This window comes from Kocuria sp. WN036, assembly GCF_002287015.1.
GTDB classification, from domain to species: Bacteria; Actinomycetota; Actinomycetes; order Actinomycetales; family Micrococcaceae; genus Kocuria; species Kocuria rosea.
This window is the reverse complement of the sequence record NZ_NSKF01000005.1, coordinates 128936-149763: the sequence shown is the minus strand read 5'-3', so window position 1 is coordinate 149763 and position 20828 is coordinate 128936. Positions and strand designations below refer to the sequence as shown.

Sequence of the window (20828 nt, the reverse complement as noted above, 5' to 3'; positions counted from 1 at the left end):
CGGCCGGCCGGCGGAGGCCGCGGCCCGCACGCGGGCACGGGGCCGACCAGCACGGGACCGAGGGGCACGGCGCGGACGGGCCCAGGACCGGCCGCAGCACCGCGGACGGGCACCGGGACGCGGGCCCGTGGGCGGCTCAGGGGCCGGCCGTGGCGGAGACCGGGTCCGCGGAGGCGTTCGACGTGGACGCGGCCGAGGCACCCGCGGCGTCCTCCGACGCCGGCGCCGCCGGGCCGCCGGAGAGATAGCTCCAGATCCCGTCCTCGAGCTCCTGCTGGCACTGCGCCGCCCCGGAGAGGGTGAGGGTGCCGGCGACGCACTCCTGGTAGGCCTCGGCCACCGGCCACAGGGCCAGACGGGCCCCGCCGGTGAGCAGGCTCAGCGCGCCCAGCACGATCGCGGCGACCGCGCTCAGCACCAGCAGCCGGCGCTTGCCGGTCCCGCGGGAGCGCACCAGCGCCGCGACGCCCAGCCCGATCCCGAGGACGGCCAGCGCGACCCCGGCCACGGTCGGCCACAGGGCGGAGCCGACGAGCACCAGGGCGACCGCCGCGCACACCAGCGCGCCCCCTGCCGTGCGGGTCGCGGCGGCGCGTCGTGCGTCCGCGGGGGCTGCCTCGGGGGTCGGGCGGGGAGGGGTCATGCCCTTCACTCTAGGGCACCCCGGGGGCCCCTCCCCGCCCGCCCGACTAGACTCGGGGGCATGCGCATCGTGGTCATGGTCTCCGGCTCCGGCACCAATCTGCAGGCGGTCCTCGACGCCGTCCGGGAGGGCCGGATCGACGTCGAGATCGCCGCCGTGGGCGCGGACAAGCCCTGCACCGGCCTGGAGCGGGCCCGGGAGGCCGGCGTCGAGACGTTCCTCGTCCGGCCCGGCGACCACCCCGACCGGACGCGGTGGAACCGTGCCCTGCAGGAGGCGGTGGCCGCCCGGGAGCCCGACCGGATCGTCTTCGCGGGGTTCATGCGGATCGTGGACGCCGAGTTCGTCGAGGCGTTCGCGGGACGCATCGTCAACACCCACCCCTCGCTGCTGCCGTCCTTCCCGGGGGCGCACGCGGTGCGGGACGCCCTCGCGCACGGGGTGAAGGTCACCGGCGTCACCGTCCACGAGGTCGTGGCCGACGTCGACGCCGGTCCGATCCTGGCGCAGGCGGCGGTGCCCGTGGAGGAGGGGGACACCGAGGCGCAGCTGCACGAGCGGATCAAGGCCGCCGAGCGCGAGCTGCTCGTGCGCACGCTCGGCGCGGCGGCCCGGCAGGGAGCCCTGCACGACGCCCGGTGAGCAGGCCCGGCGAGGGTCCGTAAAATGGTTCCCGGCGGATCCCGCCGGCAACCCCAGACCTCGAACGCTTGGAGAACCTGTGAGCCCCACCCAGCTTGACCGCGTGCCCCTCAAGAGGGCGCTGGTGTCCGTCTACGACAAGACCGGGCTGGAGGGTCTCGCCACGGGGCTGCACCGGGCCGGCGTCGCGATCGTGTCCACCGGTTCGACCGCACGGCGCATCGCCGACCTGGGCGTGCCGGTGACGGAGGTCGCGGAGGTCACCGGGTTCCAGGAGTGCCTGGAGGGGCGGGTCAAGACCCTGCACCCGCGGGTGCACGCGGGCATCCTCGCGGACCGCCGGAAGCAGGACCACATGGACCAGCTCGCCGAGCTGGAGATCGAGCCGTTCGACCTCGTGGTCGTGAACCTCTACCCGTTCGTGGACACCGTGCGCTCCGGCGCGGGCCAGGACGAGGTCGTCGAGCAGATCGACATCGGCGGCCCCTCCATGGTCCGGGCCGCTGCGAAGAACCACGCGGCCGTGTCCGTGGTCGTGGACCCGTCCTCCTACGACGCGGTCGTGGAGGCGGCGGCCTCGGGCGGCTTCGACCTGCGGGCACGCCGCCGGCTGGCCGCCGCGGCGTTCGCGCACACCGCCGCCTACGACACCGCGGTGGCCACCTGGACGGCCCAGCAGTTCGAGCAGGACGAGGACGCCAACTTCTGGCCGCCCTACGCCGGCCTGGCCCTGCAGCGCTCGGCCTCCCTGCGCTACGGCGAGAACCCCCACCAGAAGGGGGCGCTCTACGTGGACGAGGCCGTGTCCCCCGGCATCGCCCAGGCCGACCAGCTGCACGGCAAGGAGATGTCCTACAACAACTACGTGGACGCCGACGCCGCGCTGCGCGCCGCCTACGACTTCGACGAGCCGGCCGTGGCCGTGGTCAAGCACAACAACCCCTGCGGGCTGGCCGTGGCCACCCCCGGCGCCGAGGACCCGATCGCCGACGCCCACCGCAAGGCCCACGCGTGCGACCCGCTCTCCGCCTACGGCGGGGTCATCGCCGCGAACCGGACCGTGACCCGGGCGATGGCCGAGACCGTGCAGGACATCTTCACCGAGGTCGTCGTGGCCCCCGGCTTCGAGCCGGCGGCCCTGGAGATCCTGCAGGCCAAGAAGAACATCCGCCTGCTCGAGCTGCCCGAGGGCTTCGAGCGGGACGTCCTCGAGTACCGGCAGATCTCCGGCGGCGCGCTGCTGCAGGTCTCGGACCGGCTCGACGCCGCGGGCGACGACCCCGCCGGCTGGACGCTGGCCGCGGGGGAGCCGGCGGACGAGCGGACGCTCGCCGACCTCGCCTTCGCGTGGACGTCGCTGCGGGCGGTGAAGTCCAACGCGATCCTGCTCGCCGACCGCGGCGCGTCCGTGGGCATCGGCATGGGCCAGGTCAACCGGGTGGACTCCTGCAAGCTCTCCGTGGAGCGGGCCAACGCCCTGGGCGAGGACGGCGCCGAGCGCGCGCGCGGCGCCGTGGCGGCCTCGGACGCGTTCTTCCCGTTCGCGGACGGCCTCCAGGTGCTCCTCGACGCCGGCGTGCGCGCCGTGGTCCAGCCGGGCGGCTCGATCCGGGACGAGGAGGTCGTGGCCGCGGCCGAGGCCGCCGGCGTGACGATGTACTTCACCGGGGCGCGGCACTTCTTCCACTGAGCTATCTCCCGGGGCCGTCATCCGGCAGGCGCCCCCGGACGGCATGCCCCGAGCACGGCAGCGGCCGCACTCCCCGCGGGGAGTGCGGCCGCTGCCGTGCGTGCTGCCCGTGCCGGTGCGCGCGGTCGGCCCGCGCGCACCGCTCAGGCGCTCAGCTCACGCGCTGAGCGAGGAGAGGACCCGGTTGAAGGTCTCCGAGGGGCGCATCACCGAGAACGTCTTGGCGTCGTCCGGGCGGTAGTAGCCGCCGATGTCGGCGGGACGGCCCTGCACGGAGAGCAGCTCCTCGTTGATCGCGTCCTCGTTGGCCGCCAGCTGCTCCGCCACGGAGGCGAAGGCCTGCGCCAGCTCGGCGTCCTCGTCCTGGCGGGCCAGCTCCTGGGCCCAGTACAGGGCCAGGTAGAAGTGGCTGCCGCGGTTGTCGATCTCGCCGGCCTTCCGGCTCGGGGACTTGTTCTCCTCGAGGAACGTGCCCGTGGCCCGGTCGAGGGTCTCACCGAGGATCCGGGCGCGCTCGTTGTCGGCCGTGGTCGCCAGGTGGTCGAGGCTCGCGGCGAGGGCGAGGAACTCCCCGAGGCTGTCCCAGCGCAGGTGGTTCTCCTCCACCAGCTGCTGGACGTGCTTCGGCGCGGACCCGCCGGCGCCGGTCTCGAAGAGCCCGCCGCCGTTGATGAGCGGGACCACCGAGAGCATCTTCGCGGAGGTGCCCAGCTCGAGGATCGGGAACAGGTCCGTCAGGTAGTCGCGCAGCACGTTGCCGGTGACCGAGATGGTGTCCTCGCCGCGGCGGATCCGCTCGATCGAGAACGCGGTGGCCTCCTCGGGGGACATGATCTCGATCTGCAGGCCCTCGGTGTCGTGCTCGGTCAGGTACTGCTCGACCTTCGCGATGAGGTTGGTGTCGTGGGCGCGGGTGCGGTCCAGCCAGAACACGGCCGGCGTCGCGGAGGCCCGCGCGCGGGTCACGGCGAGCTTGACCCAGTCGCGGATCGCGACGTCCTTCGTCTGGCACGCCCGCCAGATGTCCCCGGGGGAGACCTCGTGCTCGATGAGCACGGCGCCGGAGGAGTCGACGACCTGGACGGTGCCCTGCACGGGGATCTCGAAGGTCTTGTCGTGGGAGCCGTACTCCTCCGCCTTCATCGCCATGAGGCCGACGTTGGGCACGGAGCCCATGGTGGTCGGGTCGAACGCGCCGTGGGCGCGGCAGTCGTCGATGACCACCTGGTAGACCCCGGCGTAGGAGCTGTCCGGCAGCACCGCGAGGGTGTCCGCCTCCTCGCCCTCGGGACCCCACATGTGCCCGGAGGTGCGGATCATGGCGGGCATCGACGCGTCGACGATGACGTCGGAGGGCACGTGCAGGTTCGTGATGCCCTTGTCGGAGTTCACCATGGCGAGCTTCGGGCCCTCGGCGAGGCCCTTGTCGATCGCGGCCCGCACGTCGTCGCGCACGTCGGCGGGCAGGGCGTCGAGGCCGTTGAGGATCGCCGCGAGCCCGTTGGCGGGGGAGAGGCCCGCCTTCTCCAGGGCCGCGCCGTGGGCGGCGAAGAGCTCCGGGAAGAACGCCTCGATGACGTGGCCGAAGATGATCGGGTCGGAGACCTTCATCATGGTGGCCTTCAGGTGCACCGAGAGCAGGACGTCCTCCCGCTTGGCGCGCTCGACCTGCTCCGCGAGGAACGCGTCCAGGGCGGCGGCCCGCATCACGGTGCCGTCGACGACCTCGCCGGCCAGCACGGGGACGGACTCCTTGAGCACCGTGGTGCTGCCGTCCTCGGCCACCAGGCGGATCGTCAGGGTGTCGTCGCCGTCCATGACCACGGACTTCTCGTTGTCCCGGAAGTCGTCGGCGCCCATCGTGGCGACGTTCGTCCTCGACTCCGCCGTCCACTCGCCCATGCGGTGCGGGTTCTTGCGGACGTAGTTCTTGACCGAGGCGGGGGCGCGGCGGTCCGAGTTGCCCTCGCGCAGCACCGGGTTGACGGCGGAGCCCTTGATCTTGTCGTAGCGGGCCCGGGTCTCCTTCTCCTCCTCGGTGCGGGGCTCGTCCGGGTAGTCGGGGAGGGCGACGCCCTGCTCCTGCAGCTCCTTGACCGCGGCCTTCAGCTGCGGGACGGAGGCGGAGATGTTGGGCAGCTTGATGATGTTGGCCTCGGGCTTCTTGGCCAGCTCGCCCAGCTCGGCGAGGGCGTCGTCCACCCGCTGCTCCGGGGGGAGGCGGTCGCCGAACGCGGCGATGATGCGCCCGGCCAGGGAGATGTCGCGGGTCTCCACCTCGACGCCGGCGGTCGAGGCGTAGGCCTCGATGATCGGCTTGAAGGAGTAGGTGGCGAGCAGGGGCGCCTCGTCGGTGCGGGTGTAGATGATCTTGGCCATGTGCGGGCTGTCTCCCAGGATGTCGTCGGATCGGTGGTGGTGCTTCCTGGTGCCAAGATACCCGAGGCGGCGCCCCGCCCGCTGGCCGGGCCCGCCGTCCGGCCGGAGGCCGCGGGCGGCCCGGGCACGGCGGCGGGCCCGTTCCCCGCGGGGAACGGGCCCGTGGCCGTGGGGCCCCGCCCGGGGGCGTGCCGGTGCCGGGGGCCGGGCTCAGCCCTCCGTGGACTGGGTGGACCCGGCGCCGTTGACGAGCTCGCCCTCGCCGATCACGCGGTCGCCGGACTCGTCCCGGCCCTCGCCCAGGGCCTGCTGCTCGCCCTGTCCGGAGACCACCTGGATCTTGCGCGGCTTGGCCTGCGCCGAGACGGGGATCGTGACCGTGAGCACGCCGTTGTCGTAGTTCGCGGCGATGTTCTGGATGTCGATGCCCTGGCCCAGGTTGAGCTGGCGGACGAACGAGGAGCTCTGCCGCTCCCGGGTGATCCACTGGACGTCCTGCACCTCGGGCAGCTCCCGCTCCGCGCGGATCGTCAGCAGCTGGCCGTCGACGTCGACGTCGACGCTCTCCGGGTCGATGCCGGGCAGGTCCGCCCGGAGGATGTACTGGTCGCCGTCCCGGTACAGGTCCATGGGCATCTCGCGCAGGCCCTGCCGGGCGAACAGCGAGGCGGCGAGCCGGTCGAAATCGTTGAACGGGGTGAACATCGTGGCCACGTCAATCATCTCCTCAACCATATGAGCAATGTCTTCGACATTTAGTTGAGTCCGATCAACTCAACTGTTGACCATGATAATCCCGCTCCCCGCGGTCTTCAACGGGTCCCGGCCCCCATCGCCCAGGGCGAACCGCCCTCAGCGGGCGTCGTGGGGATACTGCACGCCGATCTGCGCCCGCACCCGGTCGAAGAGCTCCACGAGCTCGAGGGAGTCGGCCCACGGCATCACGGGGGACTCGAGCAGGCCCTGCTGCACGCAGCGGGTGGCCTCGCGCATCTCGAACACGTATCCGGCGCCCGCCACGTCCACGCGCTCCACGAGGGGGGCGGCGCCCGTGCGGGCGCCCTCGGCGGTCTGCAGCACCAGGGTGGTCGGGCAGTTGATCCGTCCGTCCACCCGCAGCCAGCCGTCCGTGCCGCTGATCGTCACCTGGTGGGGGACCGTGGCGGACAGGGTGCCGCTCACGTGCGCCCGGCCGTGCCCGAAGTCCAGGGTCAGGGCGGTGTCCAGGTCCACGTCCGTGGCGCCGAGCTCCGCGCGGGCGCTCCAGCGCTCCGGGGCCCCCAGGACCGCGGAGGTCCACGTCAGGGGGTAGACCATCATGTCCAGCAGCACCCCGCCGCCGTCGGCCCGGCGGAACAGGCGGTGGGCCGGGTCCAGGGCCCGGTGCGTGCCGATGGACCCTTCGACCGAGCGGACCCGGCCGAGCCGGCCCTCCCGGACCCAGCGCATCGCGGTGCGGAAGCCGGGGGTCATGCGGGTCCAGACGGCCTCCATGAGGAAGACGCCGTGCTCGCGGGCCAGGCGGAACAGGTCGCGGACCTCCATCGCGGTCATGGCGAGGGCCTTCTCGCACACCACGTGCTTGCCGGCCCGCAGCAGCGCCGAGACGTCCCGGTGGTGGTAGCCGTGCGGGGTGGCCACGTAGACGATCTCCACGTCCGGGTCGGCCGCGAGCCGGTCCAGTCCCGTGCTCGTGGCGGTGCCGCCGTAGGCCCGCTCCACCCCGTGCCGGCGGGCGAAGTCCTCGGCGCGGTCCTGGTCCCGCGAGCTCACGGCCACGAGCCGGGCGTCGGGCAGCGCCGCGATGTCCGGGACCACCTTCTCCGCGATGTCGGCGGTGCTGACCACGCCCCATCCGAGCGTGCGGCCGGTCGCGGTGCCGGGGTCGTCCAGGTGGGCGGCGTCGAGGGAGGCGTCGACGAACGGGCTGAGGGTCTGGGCAGGCATGGGCGCATTCTGCCACGCCGCCCGGCGCCGGGTCCCCGTCCGCCGACTCCGATCGAACGACCGTTCGTGGCGTAGGCTGAGGGCGTGCCCCGGGTGAGCCAGCAGTACAAGGACGAGCGCCGCCGCGAGATCGTGGCGGCCGCCAGCGAGTGCTTCCTCGAGCACGGCTACGAGGGGGCGTCGATGCACCGCATCATCGCCGCCACGGGGCTGTCCGCGGGGGCGCTCTACAACCACTTCCCGAGCAAGCAGGAGCTCGTGGCCGCGGCCGCCCGCGCGGCCCTGGACCGGGTCCTCGCGGCCGCGGAGGACGAGCCCGGCACCGACCCCGCGGCGTGGGTCGTGGGACTGCTGGAGCGGCTGGCCGCGGATCCCGCCACCACCCGCCTGCTGCTCATCACGTGGGGCGGGGCGGTGAGCGACCCCGGTCTGGCCGCGCTGGCCGGGGAGCACCTGGGGCGGGTGCGGGACCGGGTGGAGGAGCGCTACGGGCGGTGGGCGGTCGAGGAGCTGGGCCTCGACGACGACGCGGCCCGCGAGTGGGCCGGCATGTTCGCCCAGGCCATCCTCTCGGTGCTGCAGGGCTGGGTGGTGCAGTCCTGCCTGCTGCCCGGCTTCGACCACGGCGCGTACCTGGACTACGCGCGCACCCTCGCGGCGCAGTGACGGGCCGCCGGGCCCGGCTCAGGCGGTGAGCCGGCGGTGCTCGGCGGAGAGCCGGACGTAGGTGCGCGCGTTGGCACGGACCTTCTCCTGCTCCTCGTCCGTGAGCTCGCGCCGGACCCTGCCCGGCACCCCCGCCACGAGGGAGCGGGGCGGCACCACGGTGCCCTCGAGGACGACGGCGCCCGCGGCCACCAGCGAGCCCGTCCCGATCACGGCGCCGTTGAGGACGGTCGCGTTCATCCCGATCAGGACCTCGTCCTCCACGGTGCACCCGTGCACCACTGCGCCGTGGCCGACGCTCACGTCCGCGCCGATCGTGCAGGGGTGGCCGGGGTCGGAGTGGACCACCACGTTGTCCTGCAGGTTGGACCGCGCGCCCAGCCGGACGGGGGAGCGGTCGCCGCGCACCACGGCGCCGTAGAAGACCCCGGACTCCGGCCCCAGCTCGGCGTCGCCCACGACCGTGGCGGTCGGGGCCACGAAGGCGGAGGAGTCGATCCGGGGCTCGTGCCCCCCGTGCGGGAGGACCGTGCCGGGCGTCGTGGAGTGTGCCATGGGCCCAGCCTAGCGGCGGGCCCGCCGCCCGCGGCTCAGACGCCCTGCCGCGTGACGGCCGGCCGCGGGGGGCGCTGGTGCCCGTGCTGGATGGCCACGCGGATCTTCTGGCCGCCCTTGAGCACGTACTCCGCGCCGTGCACGTGGATCGTGACGTCGTCCGCGCGCCGGGAGGCCCCCTCGAGCTCCAGGACGTGGTGGTCGATGCAGACCCGGATCACCTGGCCGCGGTACAGCACCGTGAACGAGACGGCGTCCAGCTGGCTCGGCAGGGCCGGGTCGAACTCGAGCCAGCCGCCGCGCACGCGCAGCCCCGCGTAGGCGCGGGTCACGACGTCGACGGAGCCGGCCATGGCGCCCAGGTGGATGCCCTCGCCCGTGGTCCCGCCCTGGGTGTCGTCGAGGTCCACCAGGAGGGCGTCCTGGAACGAGGACCACGAACGGTCCGGGTTCAGCCACGCGAGCACCGAGGCGTTGACCACCCGGGACAGGGAGGAGCCGTGCGAGGACCGCGCGATGTAGAAGTCGACGGTGCGCTCGATGGCGGCGTGGTCCACCTCGTAGCCCATCCGGCCGAGCTCCTCGACCAGGCCGTCGGGACCGAAGAGGTAGACCAGCATGATCGTGTCGGCCTGCTTGGCCAGCTTGTAGTTGTTGGTCATGTCGCCCTCGTTCTCCAGCAGGAGGTCGAGGCGGCCGATGTTGCGGTACTTGGCCCGGTAGTACTCCCAGTCCAGCTCGTCGAGGTCGTCGTAGCCGTGGAACTGGCTGATGGTGCCGTCCGTGTTGAACGGCACGAACATCCGCTCGGCCATCCGCTGCCAGGTCCCGACCTCCTCGGCCGAGAGGTCGAAGCGGGCGGAGAGCTCCTCGCGCTGGTGCTCCACCATGTCGTGGAAGATGTGCGCGCTGTGCCGGAACAGCCAGGCCGCCAGCACGTTCGTGTAGGCGTTGTCCTTCAGCCCGCCGCCGTGCTGGCCGCGCGGGCCGTCGTGGTACTCGTCCGGGCCCATGACGCCGGCGATGTGGTAGCGGCCGTCCGCGGGGTCGTAGTCGGTGAGCGACGCGAACAGCCGGGTGATCCCGATGATCAGCTCCGAGCCCTGCCCCGCCAGCCAGTCGAGGTCACCGGTGGTCTCGTAGTAGATCCAGGCGTTGTAGGCGATCGCGAGGCCCACGTGGAACTGCCGCCACGAGTTGTCCGGCAGCCACCGGTTGGAGTGGTGGTTGAACAGCTCCGGCGGGGTCTCCTCCCGGCCGTCGGAGCCGGACTGCCACGGGAACGCCGCGCCCTCGAGCCCGAACTCGGTGGCCCGGTGCTTGGCCATGGGCAGCCGGCGCCACCGGTAGGAGAGCAGGGCGCGCGTCACCTGCGGCTGGTGCAGGTTGACGACCGGGAGGATGTAGAGCTCGTCCCAGAAGATGTGCCCCCGATAGCCCTCGCCGTGCAGGCCGCGGGCCGGGACCCCGGCGTCGCGCAGGGACATGTGCGGCGCCAGCGTCTGGGCCACGTGGAACAGGTGCACCCGCAGCGCCAGCTGGGTGATGGCCAGCTCCCCGGTGCGCTCCTCCGGGTCCGGGCACACGTCCACGTCGAAGCGGTCCCACAGCAGGGACCACTCGATCTCGTGCGAGGGCAGCAGGCCCCGGACGCCGCTGGGGTTGCGGTCGAGCTCCGCGAGGGCGCCCTCGCGGGGCGAGCCGATCGCGGCGTCGCGGCTCGTGACCACGGCCGTGGTCGAGTCGATGATCACCGGGCGGCCGTCGGCGATGTTGACCTGGTGGCGGCGGAACTCGGTGCCGCCGGGCCGGATCTCGCGGCGCTCCCGGACGTTCTGGCCGCCCTCGATGGTGGTGCGCTGGGCCGTGGTGATCTCGATCTTGGACTGGGTGGTGCGCACGTGCGAGAGCAGGGTCTCGTGGTCGTCGGGCAGCGAGGTCGACTCGAGGTCCACCAGGTGGTGGTCGTTGAGGTCCTGGTACTCCGCGACCCCGTTGTTGCGCACGCTGGGGTCGATGCCCGTGCGCAGGTGCAGCCGCCCCGAGAACCCCCGGGCCGTCACCGTGGTCTCCTGCGCCCCCAGGTGGCGGAAGCGCAGCGACACGAGGCGGCGCTGGACGACCTCCAGCCGGGCGTGGGCCCCGTCCTCGCCCCGGTCGCCGTTGAGGTCGGTGAGGATCAGGGACCGGATGAGCAGCCCGCGGCGCAGGTCGAGCTCGATCCGCTCCTCGGACGGGCGCAGCCCGCCCTCCGACCACCAGTCGCCGCCGGAGACCCGCAGGTCCAGGTGGGTCCAGTTGGGGGCGTTGACCATGGACTCGTGCTCGACGTCGCGGCCGCTCAGGTGGCTCACCACCCGGTTGAAGATGCCGGCCAGGTAGTTGCCGGGGTAGTGCACCCCGTTGTCGGGGAACTCGCAGGCCGACCCGCGCACGCCCATGTAGCCGTTCGCCAGCGTCAGCAGGGTCTCCCGCCGGGCCTCGGTGGCCGGGTCGAAGCCCTCGAAGACCAGCTTCCAGGGGTCGTCGCGGCGGGCGCCGAGGTCGAGCTCGCCGACGTCGTTGAGCACGACCGTGGCCCCGGCCCGGTACAGGTCCTTGCGCTCGCCGTGGCGGCGGATCCCCACCACCATGCCGAAGCCGCCGGCGGCGGCGGCCTGCACCCCGGACACGGCGTCCTCCACCACCGCGGAGCGGGCCGGGTTCACCCCGAGCATCTTCGCGCAGGTCAGGAACGTGTCCGGCGCCGGCTTGCCGGGCAGCCCGTGCTCGGCGGCGAAGTGGCCGTCCACGATGATGTCGAAGGAGTCCTGCAGCCCGGCCGCCGCCAGCACGGGGACGCTGTTGCGGCTCGCGGTGACGAGACCCACCGGCACCCCGGCGGCGCGCAGCCGCTCGATGAGCGCCACGGTCTTCTCGAACACCCGGACGCCCTGGACCTGCAGGGCGTCCTGGAAGTAGGTGTTCTTCAGCACGGCCTGGCCCTGCACCGTCCACGCCCCCGGCGTCTCGTCGCCCTCCGGCAGGCAGGCGCCCCGGGCGGCGAGCAGGGAGCGGATCCCGTCCTCGCGCCGCCGCCCGTCCACGTAGTGGCGGTAGTCGGCGTCGGCGTCGAAGGGTCGGCGGTCCACCGTGGTGCCGGCCTCGGCCGGCTCGAGCCGGTCGTCGGACAGGATCGCGTCGAAGAGGGTCTTCCAGGCCGTCGCGTGCACGGCGGCGGTGTCCGTGACCACCCCGTCCATGTCGAAGATCACGGCCTCGTGGGGGATGCGCAGCTGGTCGACCGCCTGCGGCAGCGCGTCCGCGCCCTGGATGCGCGGCAGGGAGGCGGTGAACGGGGCGGTGGGCAGTGCGTTCACGAGAGTTCCTCCGGAAGGTGGGTGCGGCGTCCGCGACCCCTCGGAACCGCACGGAGAAACCCCCAGCACGCGGCACGCGACGGACCCCGGACGCGGCGTTGCGGTTTGGCACTGGAGCGGGGACGGCCGTCCGTGCCGACGGTTCCTGACCAGCTCATTAAACGGCCCGGGGGCCGCGGGGGCAAGCCGCGTCCGCTCAGCGGTCGGCCAGGGGGAGGCGGACGGTGAACCGGGTGCGGCCCGGGACGCTGCTGACGTCGATCCGCCCGTGGTGGGCGCGCACGATGGCGTCGACGATCGAGAGGCCCAGGCCGGCGCCGCGGGAGCTCGCGGCGCGGGCGTGGTCCTCCCGGGCGAAGCGGGAGAAGATGTGCTCGAGGAAGTCGGCGCCGATGCCGGGGCCGTCGTCGCCCACGGCGAGCACGGCCTCGCCGCCGGGCCCCGGTCCGGCGCCCGCCTCCGTCCCGAGCGAGGCCGTGACCGTCGTCCCCGCGGGCGTGTGCTGGTGGGCGTTGGCGAGCAGGTTGATGAGCACCTGGCGCAGCTGGGCCGGGTCCCCGCGCACGAGCACGGGCTCGTCGGGCAGCTCGAGGCGCCAGACGTGGCCGGGCGCCGCGACCCGGAGGTCGCTGACGGTCTCGACCACCAGCTCGAGGAGGTCGACGTCCTCGGTGACCACGGCCCGGCCCTCGTCCAGGCGCGCGAGCAGCAGCAGGTCCTCGACGAGCGCGGTCATCCGGGCCGCCTCGGACTCCACCCGGGACAGGGAGCTGCGGCCCTGCGCGCTCATCGGCTCCGTGAGCCGGATCAGCTCCGCGTAGCCGCGGATGCTGGCCAGGGGAGTGCGCAGCTCGTGGCTGGCGTCGGCCACGAACCGGCGCACGCGCGTCTCGCTGCGCTGGCGGGTAGCAAGCGCGTGGGCGACGTTGTCCAGCATCCGCCCGAAGGCGTGGCCGAGCCGGCCCACCTCCGTGTCCGGGTGCGCGGCCGGCGCCACGGCCCCCACCGGCAGGACCACCTCCCCGTGGTCGAGGTCGAGCTCCGAGACGCGGGTCGCCACGTCGGAGAGCCGCTCCACGGGGCGCAGGGTGCGCCGGACGACGACGAGCCCGACCAGCCCCGTGGCGGCGATGGCGCCGGTCGAGATCGCCGCGGTGCTCACCCCGAAGCTGCGCAGGGTGTCCTCCTTGTCGGCCAGCGGCAGACCGGTCAGCACGAGGCCCCAGTCCCACGGGTCGTCGACCACCAGCACGCGGTAGCCGCCAACGGCCAGCTCCACGTCCACGGGGCCCCACTGCCGGCCCCCCTCCTCGTCCGACTCGGCGCCGAGCGCCGTCACGAGCTCCCCGATCCGCCGCCGGTCCTCGTCGGTCAGCTCCTGCCGCGTCCCGTCGGGGGCGAAGAGCCCGGCGCGGACCACCTCGCCGTCGACGACCCGGGCGTTGAGGGTGCCGGCGCCCTGCGCGGGGACGTCCATCATGGCCTCGAGCTCCTCCGAGGGCCCGGCGGCGGCACGGACCCCGTACTCGATCGTGCGGAAGGAGGCGTCCCGGACCCGGCCGTCCAGCTGCTCGCCCAGGGACACGTTGAGGACCGCGAGACCCAGGGCGCCCACCGCGGCGCACGCGACGGTCAGCAGCGCCAGGACCGTCAGCAGCAGCTTGGTGCGCAGCTGCAGCGCCCGTCCCGCCCCCCGCGGCCGGGCCCGCGCCCCGGTCGCCTCCGGGTCCGTGGGACCGGTGCCCGTCGGGCCGGTGCCGGTCGGATCGGTGCTGGTCGGATCGGTGCTCGTGGGACCGGTGCTCATGGGGCGGCACGTCCTCGGCGGGTGCTCACTCGGCCGGTTTGAGCACGTAGCCGGCGCCGCGCACGGTGTGGATCATGGGCGGGCGCCCGGCGTCGATCTTCTTGCGCAGGTAGGAGATGTAGAGCTCCACCACGTTGGTCTGGCCGCCGAAGTCGTAGCCCCAGACCTGCTCGAGGAGCTGCGGCTTGCTCAGCACCCGGCGCGCGTTCTCCATGAGGCAGCGGAGCAGGTCGAACTGGGTGGCCGTCAGCGCGATCTCGTCGCCCCCGCGGCTGACCTCCCGGGTGTCCGCGTTGAGCACGAGGTCGCCCACGACCAGCTCCGCGGCGTCCGGGTGGGCGATGCCCGCGCGCTGCACCAGGCGGTGCAGCCGCAGCAGCAGCTCCTCCATGTCGAACGGCTTCGTCACGTAGTCGTCCCCGCCCGCCGCCAGGCCGGTGATGCGGTCCTCGGTGCTGTCCTTCGCGGTGAGGAACAGGGCCGGGACGGTGGGGGAGAAGGAGCGGATCCGCTCGAGCACCTCCACCCCCGAGCAGCCCGGGAGCATGACGTCCAGCACCAGGACGTCGGGCCGGAAGCCGCGGGCCTCGGCCACCGCGGCGTCCCCGTCGTGGGCGGAGCGCACCTGCCAGCCCAGCATCGACAGCCCCATGGACACCATCTGGGCCAGCAGCGGCTCGTCGTCGACGACGAGCGCGCGCACCGGTGCCCCGTCGGGGTGCCGCAGGCGCGGGAGGTCCACGGCGGTGGGCCGCTGCACGGGCTCGGTCACGACGGAATCCCTCCTGGTCCCCGCCGGCGGCACCGGCGTCCTCGGACCGTCCTCAGCGTAGCGCCGCACCGGCCCCCGATCACCTGCGGATCGTTTGCGGACGCACTTCACAGCCCCGGCACAGGAACCCGATAAGAGCGCCACATCCCCGTCTGCTGGAGTGGATCCACGACCGGGCCCGGAGGCCCGGACCCCCGGGCAGGTGCCCGCGGGGCACCACGAGAGGGGAACCACCGCCATGCTGCACACCCGCCACCCCGCCGGACAGGCCCGGGCCGCGGCGCCGTCCGCGGGCCCGCCCGCCCGCCGGCGCCTGGTCGGGATCGACGCGGCCCGCGGCCTCGCCCTGCTCGGCATGGTCTCCGTGCACATCCTGCCGTCCTGGGACCCGGAGACCTTCGAGGCCACCGCCCAGTGGACGCTGTTCTCGGGCCGGGCCGCCGCCCTCTTCGCCCTTCTCGCCGGCGTGGGCCTGGCCCTCGGCTCGGGCGGGACCCGGGTGCACGAGGGCCGGCGGGCGACCGCCGACCGGGCCGGCCTGCTCGTGCGCGCGGTGCTCATCACCGCGCTGGGGCTGCTGATCAACCAGCTCTCGCCCGGCGACCCGCCCGCCTACAACATCCTGGTCTACTACGGCGTGTTCTTCCTGCTCGCCCTGCCCTTCCTGCACCTGTCCGTGCGCGCCCTGCTCGCCTGGGCGGCGGGGCTCGCCGTGCTCGGTCCCGTGCTGGTGCACTCGCTCGGCCCCGTGCTGCCCGGGTTCACCGTCTACAACCCCGGCCTCGCCGAGCTCGTCACCGAGCCGGGCACCACCCTCGCCCAGCTGCTCGTGACCGGTTCGTACCCCGGGGTGACGTACCTCGTCTACCTCCTCGCAGGCCTGGCCCTGGGCCGGCTGGACCTCTCGGCCGTGCGCACGCAGGCCGGCCTCGCGATCGGCGGGGCCGCGCTCGCGGTGTTCTCCGCCGTCACCTCCTGGTTGCTGCTGCACCCCCTCGGCGGCATCGAGCGGCTGCTCGCCGCGAGCCCCTCCCTGGACCGGGGGGACGTCCAGGACGTCCTCGTGTACGGGCCGGACCCCGTCCTGCCCTCCGCCACCTGGTGGTGGCTGGCCGTGACCGGGCCGCACACCAACACCCCGCTCGCCCTGCTGAGCGGGGTGGGCACCGGCGCCCTCGTGCTCGGCCTGTGCCTCCTCGTGGCCCGCCGGGCCGGGCACGTGCTGCTGCCGCTGGTCGCGGCCGGCTCGATGACGCTCACCCTGTACTCGGCGCACCTGCTCGGGCTCTTCCTGGAGCTGCACTACGAGCAGCCGGTGCTGTGGTTCCTCGTGCACGTCCTGGTGGGCACCGTGTTCGCCGTCCTGTGGCACCGCGCCCGGGGCCAGGGACCCCTCGAGCGGGTCGTCGGCCGGGCCGCCCACGCCGGACGGGACCGGGTGCTCCGCCATCGCCTAAACTCGTAGACGGTCCACCCAGGTCCCCGACTTCAGGAGCGGCATGTCCACGAGCACGTCCCCGTCCGTCACCAACCAGCCCCTCGCCGAGGTCGATCCGGAGATCGCGGCGGCGATCGCCGACGAGCTCGGCCGCCAGCGCGGCACCCTCGAGATGATCGCCTCCGAGAACTTCGCGCCCCGGGCGGTCCTCGAGGCCCAGGGCTCGGTGCTGACGAACAAGTACGCCGAGGGCTATCCCGGGCGCCGCTACTACGGCGGCTGCGAGTTCGTCGACGTCGTCGAGAACCTGGCCCGGGACCGGGCCACGGCCCTGTTCGGCGCCGAGCACGCCAACGTGCAGCCGCACTCGGGCGCCCAGGCCAACACGGCCGTCATGCAGGCGCTCATGACCCCCGGCGACAAGCTGATGGGCCTCTCCCTGGCCCACGGCGGCCACCTCACCCACGGGATGAAGCTCAACGTCTCCGGCAAGCTCTACGAGATCGCGGCCTACGAGGTCGACCCCGACACCTACACGATCGACATGGACAGGGTCCGGGAGCAGGCCCTCGCCGAGCGCCCGCAGGTCATCGTGGCCGGCTGGTCCGCGTACTCGCGGGAGCTGGACTTCGAGGCGTTCCGCGCGGTCGCCGACGAGGTCGGGGCGAAGCTGTGGGTGGACATGGCCCACTTCGCCGGCCTCGTGGCCGCGGGCCTGCACGCCAACCCCGTGCCGCACGCCCACGTGGTCACCTCGACCGTGCACAAGACCCTCGCCGGACCCCGCTCCGGCGTGATCCTCACCACGGGCGAGCTCAAGAAGAAGATCGACTCCGCCGTCTTCCCGGGCCAGCAGGGCGGCCCGCTCATGCACGCCATCGCGGGCAAGGCCGTGGCCTTCAAGATCGCGGCCACCGAGGAGTTCCGCGCCCGCCAGGAGCGCACGGTCGAGGGCGCCCGGATCCTCGCCGAGCGCCTCGGGGCCGACGACGTCGCCCGGGCCGGGGTGTCCGTGCTGACCGGCGGCACCGACGTGCACCTGGTGCTGGTGGACCTGCGCGACTCCGAGCTGGACGGCAAGCAGGCCGAGGACCTCCTGCACCGGGCGGGGATCACCGTCAACCGCAACGCCGTGCCGTGGGACCCGCGGCCGCCGATGGTCACCTCCGGGCTGCGGATCGGCACCCCCGCGCTGGCCACGCGCGGCTTCGGCGCACCGCAGTTCGAGGAGGTCGCCGAGATCATCGCCACCGCCCTGAAGCCCGGGGCCGACATCGACGCCCTGCGGGCCCGCGTGGACCGGCTGGCCGCGGACTTCCCGCTCTACGACGGCCTCGAGGAGTGGTGAGCGTGGGCGCACGGATCCTCGACGGACGGGCGGCCTCCGCCGCCATCAGGACCGAGCTCGCCGAGCGCGTGGCCGTGCTGGCGGAGCGGGGGGTCACCCCCGGCCTCGGCACGGTGCTCGTGGGCGACGACCCGGCCTCGCACTCCTACGTGGGCGGCAAGCACAAGGACTGCGCCGAGGTCGGCATCTCCTCGATCCGCCGCGACCTGCCCGCGGACGTCTCCCAGGAGGAGCTCGAGCGCGTCCTCGACGAGCTCAACGCGGACCCCGCGTGCACCGGCTACATCGTCCAGCTGCCGCTGCCCGGGCACATCGACACCAACGCCATCCTCGAGCGCATCGACCCGGACAAGGACGCCGACGGGCTGCACCCGACCAACCTCGGCCGCCTCGTGCTCAACGTCTCCGAGCCGATGACCTCCCCGCTGCCGTGCACGCCGAACGGGGTGATCGAGCTGCTGCGCCGCAACGACGTCGAGCTCGCGGGCCGGCACGTGCTCGTCGTGGGCCGCGGCGTGACCGTCGGACGGCCGATCGGGCTGCTGCTGACCCGCAAGGAGATCAACGCCACGGTCACCCTCGCCCACACCGGCACGCAGGACCTCGACGCGCTGCTGGCCCAGGCCGACGTCGTCGTGGCCGCCGCCGGGCGGCCGCACATGATCACGGCCGACAGCCTCAAGGACGGCGTGGTGCTCCTCGACGTCGGGGTCTCCCGCGTGGAGGACCCCGGGACGGGAAAGAAGAGGCTCACCGGGGACATCGACCCGGCCGCCGCGCAGAAGGCCTCCTGGATCTCCCCCAACCCCGGCGGGGTGGGGCCCATGACCCGGGCCATGCTGCTGCTCAACGTGGTGGAGACCGCGGAGCGGCACGCCGGCCTCCGCTGAGCGCCATCCACCGCGCCGCGCCCCCGGGAGCCCTCGCTCCCGGGGCGCGGCCGTCCCCGGCGCCGGGCGGGGACGGCGCCCGCGCCGGTTCGTGGCCCGGGCCGGGATTTGAGACAATGGGGACCATGCGCTCCCTCGGATCCCCGACCCCGTCCACCGCCCCGGCCGCCGAGCCCGCCTCCCGCACCGCCCTGTGGGGCACGGTGATCGGACTGGCCGTGCTCGTGGTGATCTTCGTGGTGGCGCTGCTGCAGGCCGCGAACGCCAACTCGTGGCTGGGCTGGGCGCTCGCCGGCATCGCCCTCGGCTGGCTGCTGCTCGCCACCTGGGTGGTGCTCATGGTCCGCAAGGCCGCCCGCTTCGGCCGCCGGCAGGTCGACGAGGCCCGGGAGCAGCTGCGCACCGGCTCCGGCCGCGCCCCCACCGTCACCGGGTCCGCCGCCGCCGGCTCCATGCGGGACGAGAAGCTCTCCCACAGCTTCCAGATCGTCCTGGTCCAGTCCAAGGTGATCAAGCAGGAGCTCGCCGCGCTGCCCGTCGAGGGCCCCGAGCGCGAGGCGCTGGACCGCGCCCTCGACACCATCGACATCACGGCCGGCAACGGGATGAGCATGCTGCGCCAGGAGCCCCTCAGCGGCACCGTGGTCGACTGACCCCGACCGCCCCGCGGCACGAACCCCCGCAGCACGACCCCCGCTCACCACCACCCGGAAGCCAGGTGCCCCCGCATGTCCCGCCCCGAGAACGTCCTGCGCGTCGCCACCGTCAACGTCAACGGCATCCGCGCCGCCTACAAGCGCGGCATGGCCGACTGGCTGGCGGGCCGTGACGTCGACATCCTGTGCCTGCAGGAGGTCCGGGCCCCCGACCGGATCGTCCGGGACCTGTTCGACGAGCAGGTGTGGGACGTCCACCACGCCGAGGCCGCCGACAAGGGCCGGGCGGGCGTGGCCGTGGCCACCCGCCGGGACGCCCGGGACGGGTCCCTGCTGCCCGTGCGGCGGCGCGACTCCATCGGCCACGAGCACTTCGAGACCGCGGGCCGGTGGGTCGAGACGGACCACGACCTGGCCGACGGCACCACGCTCACCGTGGTCTCGGCCTACGTCCACTCCGGGGAGGTCGGCACCCCCCGCCAGGACGACAAGTACCGCTTCCTCGACGTCATGAGCGAGCGGCTGCCCGAGCTCGCCCGCACGCGGGAGCACGTGCTCGTCGTCGGCGACCTCAACGTGGGGCACACCGAGCTCGACATCAAGAACTGGAAGGGCAACGTCAAGAACGCCGGCTTCCTGCCCGAGGAGCGCGCCTACTTCGACCGCTTCTTCGGCGAGCACGGGTACAAGGACGTCGCCCGGGAGCTGGCCGGACCGGTCCCCGGGCCGTACACGTGGTGGTCGTACCGCGGCAAGGCCTTCGACACCGACGCCGGGTGGCGCATCGACTACCACATGGCCACCCCGGGGCTCGCGGCCCGGGCGGTGACCGCCGCCGTGGACCGCGCCCCCAGCTACGACACGCGCTTCTCCGACCACGCGCCCGTGGTGGTCGACTACCAGCTCTGACCCGTTCGCCCGCTCCGCGCCCCCGCCGGCGCCCGCCCGATCGAAGGACCCCGCACCGTGACCCCTGAGCCCGTACCGTTCGACGTCCCCACCGTCTCCGGCAGACCCCGTGTCGTCTCGGGGGTGCAGCCCTCGGCGGACTCCCTGCACCTGGGCAACTACGTGGGGGCCGTGCGCAACTGGGTGGACCTGCAGGACGACAACGAGTGCGTGTTCTTCGTGGCCGACCTGCACGCCATCACCGCCGAGCAGGACCCGGCCGCCCTGGCCCAGCGGACCCGTGTCACGGCGGCCCAGTACATCGCCGCGGGCATCGACCCCGAGCGCTCCACCCTGCTGGTGCAGTCCCACGTGCCCGAGCACGCCCAGCTGGCCTGGGCGCTCAACTGCATCACGGGCTTCGGCGAGGCGTCCCGGATGACGCAGTTCAAGGACAAGTCCGCCCGGCAGGGCGCCGAGAACGCCACGGTCGGCCTGTTCGCCTACCCGGTGCTCATGGCCGCCGACATCCTGATCTACCAGGCGCACCAGGTCCCGGTGGGGGAGGACCAGCGCCAGCACCTCGAGCTGACCCGCAACCTCGCCCAGCGCTTCAACACCCGCTTCGGGGACACGTTCGTGGTGCCGGACGCGAAGATCCTCGCCGAGTCCGCCAAGGTCTACGACCTGCAGAACCCCACCGCCAAGATGTCCAAGTCCGCCGCGTCCGAGAGCGGGCTGATCCGGCTGCTCGACCCGGCCAAGAAGAACGCGAAGAAGATCAAGTCCGCGGTCACCGACGACGGCACGGAGATCCGCTTCGACCGCGAGGCCAAGCCGGGCATCGCCAACCTGCTGACCGTGTACTCGGCGCTCACCGGCCGGCCCGTGGCCGACCTCGTGGCGGAGTACGAGGGGAAGCTCTACGGCCACCTCAAGGTGGGGCTGGCCGAGGTGGTCACCGAGACCCTGGACCCGATCCAGGCCCGCGCCCAGGAGCTGCTGGACGACCCCGCGGAGCTGGACCGCCTCCTCGCCCGGGGCGCCGAGAAGGGCCGCGAGATCACCGTCCGGACCCTGGCGGGGGTCTACGACCGGATGGGCTTCCTGCCGCGCCTGGGCGGGTCCGGGGGGCTGGGCTAGGCTGG

17 protein-coding genes are annotated in these 20828 nt (G+C 73.5%); 9 read left to right on the top strand and 8 right to left on the bottom strand.

Going from position 1 to position 20828, the window contains the following annotated elements:
- Positions 1-136 precede the first annotated feature (136 nt).
- A complete protein-coding gene (locus CK505_RS18155; RefSeq protein WP_109222545.1) occupies positions 137-643 on the bottom strand; it encodes a hypothetical protein in 507 nt (168 codons plus the stop codon).
- A gap of 60 nt (positions 644-703) precedes the next feature.
- Between CK505_RS18155 and purN the strand changes: the two genes are divergently transcribed.
- On the top strand, positions 704-1285 hold the full coding sequence (purN, locus tag CK505_RS05495) for a phosphoribosylglycinamide formyltransferase (RefSeq protein WP_017832163.1): 582 nt from the start codon (positions 704-706) through the stop codon (positions 1283-1285).
- A 79-nt stretch (positions 1286-1364) separates the two neighbouring features.
- Positions 1365-2975 (top strand): bifunctional phosphoribosylaminoimidazolecarboxamide formyltransferase/IMP cyclohydrolase, encoded by a 1611-nt coding sequence (gene purH, locus CK505_RS05490; protein WP_095650484.1) that lies wholly within the window; start codon positions 1365-1367, stop codon positions 2973-2975.
- Positions 2976-3131: 156 nt separating this feature from the next.
- On the opposite strand, the gene CK505_RS05485 is transcribed toward purH, so the two are convergent.
- The 3 genes from CK505_RS05485 to CK505_RS05475 form a co-directional block, all read right to left on the bottom strand.
- The gene (locus CK505_RS05485) at positions 3132-5354 is read right to left on the bottom strand and encodes an NADP-dependent isocitrate dehydrogenase (protein ID WP_095650483.1); all 2223 of its coding nucleotides are present in this window, start codon (positions 5352-5354) and stop codon (positions 3132-3134) included.
- Between the two features lie 210 nt (positions 5355-5564).
- On the bottom strand, positions 5565-6068 hold the full coding sequence (locus CK505_RS05480; protein WP_017832166.1) for an Hsp20/alpha crystallin family protein: 504 nt from the start codon (positions 6066-6068) through the stop codon (positions 5565-5567).
- Positions 6069-6206: 138 nt separating this feature from the next.
- Positions 6207-7301, bottom strand: coding sequence for a Gfo/Idh/MocA family protein (locus CK505_RS05475; RefSeq protein ID WP_095650482.1), 1095 nt, complete (start codon positions 7299-7301; stop codon positions 6207-6209).
- Positions 7302-7385: 84 nt separating this feature from the next.
- Here CK505_RS05475 and CK505_RS05470 point away from each other — a divergent pair, with 84 nt between their 5' ends.
- Positions 7386-7967, top strand: a complete 582-nt coding sequence (locus CK505_RS05470; RefSeq protein WP_031282322.1) for a TetR/AcrR family transcriptional regulator — start codon at positions 7386-7388, stop codon at positions 7965-7967.
- An 18-nt stretch (positions 7968-7985) separates the two neighbouring features.
- Here the strand turns inward: CK505_RS05470 and CK505_RS05465 are convergent, their stop codons facing one another.
- The 4 genes from CK505_RS05465 to CK505_RS05450 form a co-directional block, all read right to left on the bottom strand.
- Positions 7986-8522, bottom strand: a complete 537-nt coding sequence (locus CK505_RS05465; protein ID WP_017832169.1) for a gamma carbonic anhydrase family protein — start codon at positions 8520-8522, stop codon at positions 7986-7988.
- 35 nt (positions 8523-8557) lie between these two features.
- Positions 8558-11881, bottom strand: coding sequence for a beta-phosphoglucomutase family hydrolase (locus tag CK505_RS05460; protein WP_095650481.1), 3324 nt, complete (start codon positions 11879-11881; stop codon positions 8558-8560).
- A gap of 196 nt (positions 11882-12077) precedes the next feature.
- Complete coding sequence (locus tag CK505_RS05455; RefSeq protein ID WP_095650480.1) at positions 12078-13688, bottom strand: cell wall metabolism sensor histidine kinase WalK; 1611 nt, start codon at positions 13686-13688, stop codon at positions 12078-12080.
- Positions 13689-13713: 25 nt separating this feature from the next.
- Positions 13714-14460, bottom strand: coding sequence for a response regulator transcription factor (locus CK505_RS05450; protein WP_017832172.1), 747 nt, complete (start codon positions 14458-14460; stop codon positions 13714-13716).
- 238 nt (positions 14461-14698) lie between these two features.
- On the opposite strand from CK505_RS05450, the gene CK505_RS05445 reads away from it, so the two are divergent.
- The 6 genes from CK505_RS05445 (at position 14699) to trpS (ending at position 20823) form a co-directional block, all read left to right on the top strand.
- Positions 14699-15925 carry a heparan-alpha-glucosaminide N-acetyltransferase domain-containing protein gene (locus CK505_RS05445; RefSeq protein ID WP_017832173.1) on the top strand — a complete coding sequence of 409 codons (1227 nt, stop codon included), beginning with the start codon at positions 14699-14701 and terminating at the stop codon, positions 15923-15925.
- A gap of 34 nt (positions 15926-15959) precedes the next feature.
- On the top strand, positions 15960-17246 hold the full coding sequence (gene glyA, locus CK505_RS05440) for a serine hydroxymethyltransferase (RefSeq protein WP_017832174.1): 1287 nt from the start codon (positions 15960-15962) through the stop codon (positions 17244-17246).
- A gap of 2 nt (positions 17247-17248) precedes the next feature.
- Positions 17249-18136: a bifunctional methylenetetrahydrofolate dehydrogenase/methenyltetrahydrofolate cyclohydrolase gene (locus CK505_RS05435; RefSeq protein WP_095650479.1), complete on the top strand. Its 888-nt coding sequence runs from the start codon at positions 17249-17251 to the stop codon at positions 18134-18136.
- Positions 18137-18261: 125 nt separating this feature from the next.
- Complete coding sequence (locus tag CK505_RS05430; protein WP_031282329.1) at positions 18262-18789, top strand: hypothetical protein; 528 nt, start codon at positions 18262-18264, stop codon at positions 18787-18789.
- Positions 18790-18864: 75 nt separating this feature from the next.
- The gene (locus CK505_RS05425) at positions 18865-19701 is read left to right on the top strand and encodes an exodeoxyribonuclease III (protein WP_095650478.1); all 837 of its coding nucleotides are present in this window, start codon (positions 18865-18867) and stop codon (positions 19699-19701) included.
- Between the two features lie 57 nt (positions 19702-19758).
- The gene (gene trpS / locus CK505_RS05420) at positions 19759-20823 is read left to right on the top strand and encodes a tryptophan--tRNA ligase (protein WP_095650477.1); all 1065 of its coding nucleotides are present in this window, start codon (positions 19759-19761) and stop codon (positions 20821-20823) included.
- The last annotated feature ends 5 nt before the right edge of the window (positions 20824-20828 follow it).

Coding starts and splice junctions, on each gene's coding strand:
- glyA (WP_017832174.1), top strand. CDS start 15,960: ATGTCCACGAGCACGTCCCCGTCCGTCACCAACCAGCCCCTCGCCGAG.
- CK505_RS05425 (WP_095650478.1), top strand. CDS start 18,865: ATGTCCCGCCCCGAGAACGTCCTGCGCGTCGCCACCGTCAACGTCAAC.
- CK505_RS05430 (WP_031282329.1), top strand. CDS start 18,262: ATGCGCTCCCTCGGATCCCCGACCCCGTCCACCGCCCCGGCCGCCGAG.
- CK505_RS05465 (WP_017832169.1), bottom strand. CDS start 8,522: ATGGCACACTCCACGACGCCCGGCACGGTCCTCCCGCACGGGGGGCAC.
- purN (WP_017832163.1), top strand. CDS start 704: ATGCGCATCGTGGTCATGGTCTCCGGCTCCGGCACCAATCTGCAGGCG.
- CK505_RS05445 (WP_017832173.1), top strand. CDS start 14,699: ATGCTGCACACCCGCCACCCCGCCGGACAGGCCCGGGCCGCGGCGCCG.
- CK505_RS18155 (WP_109222545.1), bottom strand. CDS start 643: ATGACCCCTCCCCGCCCGACCCCCGAGGCAGCCCCCGCGGACGCACGA.
- CK505_RS05455 (WP_095650480.1), bottom strand. CDS start 13,688: ATGAGCACCGGTCCCACGAGCACCGATCCGACCAGCACCGATCCGACC.
- CK505_RS05485 (WP_095650483.1), bottom strand. CDS start 5,354: ATGGCCAAGATCATCTACACCCGCACCGACGAGGCGCCCCTGCTCGCC.
- CK505_RS05475 (WP_095650482.1), bottom strand. CDS start 7,301: ATGCCTGCCCAGACCCTCAGCCCGTTCGTCGACGCCTCCCTCGACGCC.